An 8,416-nucleotide genomic window follows, 5' to 3' on the forward strand; every position below is an offset into this window, starting at 1 on the left:
CATATTTTATATCATAATTTTTTTCGCATTGTAAATTTCAGATTATAAAAAAGACTAATTTTGCAACACTTTCAAAAAAGTTAAATCATGCAACAAACAACAGATACTATTTTAATGATTCGTCCTGTAAATTTTAGGATGAATGAGCAGACTGCTGTAAATAATTATTTTCAGGAAGAGATTGATTTAAAAAATGCTGAGATTAATACAAAAGCACAAGAAGAATTTGATGCTTTTGTAGAAAAATTAAGAGCTGTTGGTATTAATGTTATTGTTGAGGATGATAATAAATTAATGGATACACCAGATTCTATTTTTCCTAATAATTGGGTGAGTTTTCATGCTAATGGTGATATTGCAACGTATCCTATGTTTGCTGAAAATAGACGAAAGGAGCGACGAGAAGATGTTTTTATTAGGCTAGAAACTGAAGGTTTTAAAATTGAAAATATTGTAGATTATACTTCTGCTGAGGACGAAGGTGTTTTTTTAGAAGGTACAGGAAGCATCATTCTAGATCGTGTTAATCGTAAAGCCTATTGTGCTTTATCACCAAGAGCAGATGAGGAATTATTTATAGAATTTTGTGAAGATTTTGAGTTTACTCCTGTGATTTTTACTGCGAACCAAACTGTAGATGGAAAGCGTATGGCTATCTATCATACCAATGTTATGATGTGTTTGGCAGAGAAATTTGCAGTGATTTGTTTAGACACTATTGATGATAAAAAAGAGCGTAAACATGTTATAAAGCAATTAAAGGAAGATGGAAAAGAAGTTATTTCTATTTCAGAAGCTCAGATGCATCAATTTGCTGGTAATATGTTACAGTTGCGTGGGCATAACAATCAGCGCTATTTAGTTATGAGTGCTGCAGCTCACAAAAGTTTGTCTCAAGAGCAAATAGATAAAATAGAAAAGTACTGTCCAATACTTTCAAGCTCTTTAGAAACTATAGAAACCTGTGGTGGCGGAAGCGCACGTTGTATGATGGCTGAGGTGTTTTTGCCTAAGGCTTAGTATTAGAGTGCAAAGTAATAAGTGAAAAGTGCAAAGTCATTTAATTCAGTGATATTCTACTGATGACTTTACACTTTTTACTTTGTATAAACTAATCTAGTTTATTAAAAATATAAGGTCCTTTTTCTGCTCCCCAAACATAGTTGCCTTCAGCATCAAATCCTCTATCCCAAGAAATAACTTTATCTTCTAAGATTTCAACTTCACTTCTAGCAAAAGAAGCTCCGCGCATTGTGCTTACACAAGTGGTGTCACCTGTTTTTCCCATGTAGTGTTTTTCAGAAATACGTTTTAAGATAACTTCACAACCTTCTTTAAGCGCAATATCTTTTAATGCAATAGCATCAAATGCCTTTGGTGTTTTCCATTTGCCAATCCAAAGCGAATCTACATCTAGTTTGTATATCGCAGAACTAAAAGTACTATCCGATAATCGTTTTACTTCATAAATACGTTGGCGATATGGCTTGTTTTGCATGCTGTTTAAGGCTTGTTCAACGTAAATAAAATTGCCTTTATCTTCCCAAATAGGATACATATGTAGTGAAATATTATAGTAGGTAGAATTTATTTCAGATTGTAATTCAGAATTAAAAGATCCTTGCATTAATGCCAATAATTCTTTGAGTTCAGTATCTTCTTTAATTACCTCGGGTTGTTTTTCGTTTTTGCAGCTTAAAAAAGTAACTAGTACTATAAAAAAAGGAAGTAAACGTTTCATCTGTTTTAGTTTTTAGAACCTAAATATAGATAAATTAGTAAAAAGATTAGAGACCAACTAGCTGTTAGAGAATAGAAATTCTTATACAAGAGATTGTAAATCCCTTTTTTTAATTGAATATCAATGATTGACTATGCTTGAGGTGCTGCTTTTGGAAGTTCTATAAAGAATTTACTACCAACATTTAGCGTGCTTTCTACCCAAATTTTCCCACCATTTAGCTCTACTAAATCTTTAGCAATTGTAAGCCCAAGACCAGTGCCTTTTTCGTTTTTAGTACCAACTGTAGTGAAGTTTTTATTGGCATTAAAAAGCTTATCAATGTTTTCTCTAGAAATACCAACACCAGTATCTTCTACACAGATAAGAGATTTACCGTTTACATCTTGGTTAGATACTGTAATAACATCACCTGTTTTACTAAACTTAACAGCATTAGTGATTAAATTCTGAATAACTATTTCTACCATACTACGATCGGCATAAATAAAATCGCGCTGAGACTCATCAATAAGAACAATGCGTTTGTCTTCAACTTTTTGTTCTACCAAGTTCATTTTTGTATGGAATACTTCCTGAATATTAAATAACTCAGGGTTTGGTTCTAAGTTTTGCATTTGCGACTTAGACCAGTTTAATAAGTTGAATAAAAGCGAAGATGCATTGTTAGCGTTTTCACTTAATTCTGGAATAAGCGCTCTAAACTCTTCCTTAGAAATACTGTCTTCTTTCAGTAAATCTATAAATGCTTTTATTGACGAAATAGAATCTTTTAAATCGTGAGACACTATAGAGAAAAGCTTATCTTTTACTTGGTTAACTTCTTCGAGATGATGAGTTTGCTCTAGTATAGCTTCGTTTCTAATTTTTTCTTGTTCTAGTTTCTCTTTTTGTTTTACTAAATTTTTTCTGTATGAATTACTTTTTAAATAGTTTAATAGCAATAATGTGAGTAGAATTAAAGAACTAGCTAGTGCGCCATAAACAACCAAAGGATTATTTAACCATGTTTTTTTGGCTTGAGTAGTGTCTTCTTCTTTACCTTCTTCCTCAAAATTATTCATTTCTTCTTCAATAGGATTAGAATCATTGAGGTTAATAGGTTCTATTTCAGAAGGAAATTCTGGTTGGTCTACTTTTAGTAATTCTTCTTTAAGATCATAGTATTTATTTTGCCAGAAAAATGCATTCTGAAAATAACCACGTGTAGAGTCTAATGCAATATGAAGTTTGTAATTTTCTAAAAGCGCAGGTTTATTATCAATTTTTTTAGCAATACCGTAAGCTTCATTAAGTTGAATTTCTGCTAGCTTAACTTTTCGTTTCTGAAGGTTTAAATTACCAATTGCATTTAGTGCAAGTAAAACACCTTCTTGATTTTTTTGCTTTCTGTTGTATTTTAATCCTTCTACTAAATAAGAAGCAGCTTTATCATATTCTTTAAATTCTAAATACTGGCTACCAAGTCTAGGTAGTATTTCTCCACGTAAGTTTTTGTCCTTAGTAGGATTTAGCATTTTTAAAACTTTCTCGTAGTACTCAATAGCCTTACGATGCTCTTTTCTTAAAGCATACAGTTCTGCTATATTTTTGGTAGATGAAATAATACCATCTCTTTCATTTATTTTTTGATTTATATCTAAAGCTTTAAAATTAAAATCAATGGCTTTATCTATCTGGTTAGTTCTAAAATAAGCTTCTGCAAGATTGCTATAGGCAGTACTTAATTCGTCGTATAGGTTTTGGTTTTCAAAAATCTCAATAGCTGATAATGAATTTTGAAGACCAATATTATAGTTACCACGTTTAATTTCAATAAGTCCAATACTATTACTTACTTTGGCAACACCCAAAGTGTCACTTATTTGTAGGTAGTATTTTCTAGACTTATCGTAATTGTCTATAGCATTGTAGTAGTCGTTACGTTCTGCATAAATTAAGGCTCTGTAATAAGTGCTTTCAGCAAGGCCTTTGGTATATTTTAATTCCTGAGAAAGTTTTGCAGTTTGGTTAACATAACGTAAAGCTTTTTTATAATCTTTAATAGCATAAAGTTCGTTAATGAGCATTAGCGATAAATCCACTTTAGTAGAATCAGCTTCTTGGTAGGCTAATTTTACCGTAAGGTCGTCTATTCTTTCATTTTGAGAAAAACCAATGAAAGTTATAAGACAAACAGCTAATATCAAAAACTGCTTCATCTTTTTGTGTTTGATAGACGAAGTACAATGTTTTGGTGTATGTAACTTTTATAGAGGGATGTCAAAAGTAAGTCAACACTAAACAATAACAACGTGGTTAATGTTCGATTATAAAGCCTCATTTAATGTTTGGGACATTGTTAATAGCCTACCAAAAATGACATAATGTGCTCAAATACACTAATAATTAGGATTTAATGCTAATAAATTAGATAAAGCGACAGATGAAATTGGTTGAAAAAAAAGCGATATCGATTAACGGCAAAAATCTTAGGAAAACTACCATTTTGTCGATGAAATGCATGGAAATCGTAAATAGCTAATAATTAGTTAATTATTGTTGAAAGTTTCTATTGCTGGTAATGCTTTTAGTTCAAAATCAAAAAGACATTGATTTTCCCAGGAAGAACCATTTGTAGACGTAGCGCTGTTGCCATTAAAAGCAACCCAATCTGGTGCCCAATAGCAAAAACCAATACCATGATTATTAGGAATATTTTGTACAGTTTCTGTCAGCCATTCTAAATATGCTCTTTGTCCTTGAGGTGTTGGCGAAAATTCTACTAAAGTTTGGTCTAGGCTACCAATGAGATTGGTTTGGTTATCGTTCCATTGTAATGTAAAGGGATAAGCAACTTCTACCATTAAAATGTCTTTATTAAAGGTGTTGGCTAATTCATTTAATTTTGAAGTGAATAAACTTAAATTTTTAGTATGAAACTGTGGGTAATAAGACAGGCCAATAATATCAAAATCAATATTGTAAGGTTGTAGTTCATTAAAAAAGAATATAGCATTTTCTACATTAGAGTGATGTAACATAACACGAATATTATTATCTGTATCAACGTCTCTCACAGCTCTAATGGCTTCGGAAACTAAATCGGTATAGTTATTCCAATTGTTATTAAAGTTGTCCCAAACTCTTCCGTGATTCCAAAGAAAACCACTGTCAGTTTCATTGCCAATTTGAATAATATCTGGTAATGTGTTTTGTGCTTTTAATTGTTGTACAACATCTTTGGTGTAATTATATATAGCAATTTTAATCTGTTCAGAAGTCATGTTTTGCCATGCTGCAGGTGGAGTTTGCGTACTAGGATCTGCCCAATAATCACTATAATGAAAGTTAAGCAAGAAACTCATGCCTTTAGCTTTAATTTTTTGAGCATAAGTTTTTACATCGTTTAAACTATTTTGTCCGTCTTGAGGAGTGTGCCAAAGTTTTAGCCTTACTAGGTTGGTACCTTTAGATTTTACAAAATCTAATAATTCAATAGAATTACCATTAGCATCCTTGTAGTCTATATTATAATCTTCCAGTTCACTTTGAAATGATAAATCCATACCTTTATAAAAAGGCTTAGGATTATTTCCATCATTTGAATCGTCGTTCTTAGAACAGGAAAGACTCAGTATTAAAATTGCAAAAACATATAATTTTCTATACTTCATAAAATCGTAAATCTCTTATTCAAATTTAATCATAATTAAAACGAAAAAAGCCTTTATTTCTTCTTTGTAAAACTAAATTTTGTCTAAAAAAAATCACGTACTTTTGCAAACGTTTAAAATGCTAAATCCTAAGTAGAAAATGAAGCTACAAAACACATTAGAATTACATGTAAAAGCGGCTGTAAAAGCCTTGTTTCAATCTGAAATAGAATCTGTAGAATTTCAAGCAACTCGCAAGGAGTTTGCTGGAGATATTACTGTTGTTGTTTTTCCGATGTTGCGTGTTGTGAAAGGGAATCCTGTAGTTATTGGTGAGCAAATCGGTCAGTACTTACAAGATAATGTAGGCTTGATAAAAGGCTTCAATGTTGTAAAAGGCTTTTTAAATATAGAAATTGATGATTCTTATTATTTAGATTTCTTTAATAACATAAAAAATAAAGACAATTATGGTTTTACAGAGCTAAAGGACGATAAGGCTGTAATGGTTGAGTATTCTTCACCAAATACTAACAAACCTTTGCATTTAGGGCATGTGAGAAATGTGCTTTTAGGATACTCTGTTGCAGAGATTTTAAAAGCATCTGGTAAAAAGGTTTATAAAACACAAATCATAAACGATAGAGGGATTCATATTTGTAAAAGTATGTTGGCTTGGCAACGTTTTGGCAATGGTGAAACTCCGGAATCTACAGGTTTAAAAGGAGATAAACTCGTTGGGAATTATTATGTGGAGTTTGATAAGGCTTACAAAAAAGAAATCTCTGATTTAGTAGCAAAAGGACAGTCTGAAGATGATGCCAAAAAGAATGCACCTATTCTTTTAGAAGCCCAAGAAATGCTACGTCAATGGGAAGCTGGTGATAAAGACATTGTTGTGCTTTGGGAAAAAATGAATGGTTGGGTGTACGATGGTTTTGAGGAAACCTATAAAGCTATTGGTGTAGATTTTGATGAATACTATTATGAAAGTCAAACCTATTTATTGGGTAAAGAATTTATTGCAGAAGGACTAAAAACAGGAGTGTTTTTTAAGAAAGACGATGGATCGGTTTGGTGTGATTTAACCGAAGATGGTCTTGATGAAAAAATAGTTTTAAGAGCAGATGGGACTGCGGTTTATATGACCCAAGATATTGGTACTGCTATACAACGTATTAAGGATTATCCAGATGTTGGTGGTATGGTTTATACAGTAGGTAATGAGCAAGATTATCATTTTAAAGTGTTGTTCTTAATCTTAAAGAAATTAGGTTTTGATTGGGCAGAAAACTTATATCATTTAAGTTATGGCATGGTAGATTTACCAAGCGGAAAAATGAAGAGTAGAGAAGGCACTGTTGTAGATGCAGATGATCTTATACTAGAAATGGCAAGTACTGCTGAAGATATTTCTAAAGAGTTAGGGAAATTAGATGATTACTCAGAAGAAGATAAAAAAGCACTTTACAAAGTTATTGGTTTAGGAGCATTAAAGTATTACATCTTAAAAGTAGATCCTAAGAAACGAATTTTATTCGATCCAAAAGAATCTATAGATTTTCAAGGTAATACAGGGCCATTTATTCAATATACTTATGCTAGAATTCAGTCTATATTGAGAAAAGCTGATGTAAAAGGAAATGAATCAAATGGACTTGAGTTGCACGATAAAGAAAGGGAGCTTCTTAAGCAATTAGAACAATTCCCAGAAGTAATTCAAAACGCTGCCGAAAATCACAGTCCAGCTTTAATTGCTAACTATACTTACGATTTGGTTAAGGATTTTAATTCATTCTATCAAAATGTTTCTATTCTTGGAGCAGATAAAGAAGAAGAAAAAGCCTTTAGAGTACAACTCTCTAAAACTGTTGGGCAAACCATTAAAAATGCGTTTACCCTTTTAGGTATAGGTGTGCCAGAGCGTATGTAATCCTTATATAAAATAGACCGTTGCACTATTGGGTATTAGAAATTAGACACATTATCTGTCTGTTCCTAATATTTAGTTAAGCGGTCTTATATCTTCCTTGTGCTATTTTAACATTTTGATATGTAATCTTTTACTTGTTTTTCAGTATCTTGTAAGGTAGGTTATTAGTTAAATAATTATGCCATGAAAACATCAATATTTTTTAAAACTATAGCCAACACTTTTTTCGCAATTTTGTTGGTGACTTTTACCTTAAACGCACAAGAGAGCTTTAAAGAGTTTAGTGGTAAGGTAGTTGACGGACAATCTAATAAGGCATTAGAAGCTGTAAGCCTTAATATTAATGAAACCAATATTAGCACTATAACTAATTCTGAAGGAGAATTTGTTCTTAAAGTTTCTAGTGAGAACTTAGATTCTAAAGTAATAGTAAGTATGTTAGGTTATAATACCAGAGTTATGCCTTTGTCTGAACTATCTAATGAAGGCAATAAGATTAAGCTCTACAAGGTAGTGACTGAACTGTCTGAAGTTAATATATCTGCGTTTAAAAATGCTGAAAATCTAATTAGAAGCGTATTTGAAAACAAAAATCATCAGAACGAATCAGTTTACATGACTGCTTTTTATAGAGAAACCATTAAACGTCGTCAAAGAAATGTATCGTTGACAGAAGCAGTTGTAAATATTTTAAAGTATCCTAATAAGTCTTCGGTTGTAGATGCAATCATCTTAAATAAAGCTAGAAAGAGTACTGATTACAAGCGTTTAGATACGGTTTCTGTTAAGCTTCAAGGTGGTCCGTTTTCAACCATATACTTAGATATAATGAAATATCCTGAGTATATTTTTAATGATGAAACTATTAATAGCTATAATTATTCGTTTGATGCTCCTTCAAAAGTGAATAGCAGAAATGTTTATGTGGTTAATTTTACACCAAAGAATAACGCATTAAATTATAGTTATAATGGAAAGTTGTATATAGATGTTGAGACTTTAGCCTTGGTTAGTGCAGATTATGCTTTAGATCTTAGTAATAAAAATAAGAGTAAAAATCTTTTGGTAAAAAAGAAGCCAAGTAGTATTGTAGTATATCCTTTAGAA

Annotated in this window: 6 protein-coding genes; 3 read left to right on the forward strand and 3 right to left on the reverse strand. The window is 31.5% G+C overall.

All coding sequences use genetic code 11. The features are described 5' to 3' along the window. Positions 1-87 precede the first annotated feature (87 nt). Positions 88-1,020 (forward strand): citrulline utilization hydrolase CtlX, encoded by a 933-nt coding sequence (gene ctlX, locus N4A42_RS10255; RefSeq protein WP_294073605.1) that lies wholly within the window; start codon positions 88-90, stop codon positions 1,018-1,020. A gap of 91 nt (positions 1,021-1,111) precedes the next feature. On the opposite strand, the gene N4A42_RS10260 is transcribed toward ctlX, so the two are convergent. The 3 genes from N4A42_RS10260 to N4A42_RS10270 all read right to left on the reverse strand — a co-directional run bounded on the left by N4A42_RS10260 (position 1,112) and on the right by N4A42_RS10270 (position 5,397). Next, positions 1,112-1,741, reverse strand: a complete 630-nt coding sequence (locus tag N4A42_RS10260; protein ID WP_294073607.1) for a chromophore lyase CpcT/CpeT — start codon at positions 1,739-1,741, stop codon at positions 1,112-1,114. A gap of 131 nt (positions 1,742-1,872) precedes the next feature. Next, complete coding sequence (locus N4A42_RS10265) at positions 1,873-3,942, reverse strand: tetratricopeptide repeat-containing sensor histidine kinase (protein ID WP_294073609.1); 2,070 nt, start codon at positions 3,940-3,942, stop codon at positions 1,873-1,875. 330 nt (positions 3,943-4,272) lie between these two features. Then, positions 4,273-5,397 (reverse strand): glycosyl hydrolase 53 family protein, encoded by a 1,125-nt coding sequence (locus tag N4A42_RS10270; protein ID WP_294073612.1) that lies wholly within the window; start codon positions 5,395-5,397, stop codon positions 4,273-4,275. 139 nt (positions 5,398-5,536) lie between these two features. On the opposite strand from N4A42_RS10270, the gene argS reads away from it, so the two are divergent. Together argS and N4A42_RS10280 are read left to right on the forward strand one after the other, a co-directional pair. Continuing rightward, complete coding sequence (argS, locus tag N4A42_RS10275) at positions 5,537-7,309, forward strand: arginine--tRNA ligase (RefSeq protein ID WP_294073614.1); 1,773 nt, start codon at positions 5,537-5,539, stop codon at positions 7,307-7,309. Positions 7,310-7,492: 183 nt separating this feature from the next. Then, positions 7,493-8,416: carboxypeptidase-like regulatory domain-containing protein (locus tag N4A42_RS10280; protein WP_294073616.1), on the forward strand; the 924-nt coding region annotated here is incomplete at its 3' end.

The organism is Winogradskyella sp. (assembly GCF_025210595.1).
In the GTDB taxonomy this organism is placed as follows: domain Bacteria; phylum Bacteroidota; class Bacteroidia; order Flavobacteriales; family Flavobacteriaceae; genus Winogradskyella.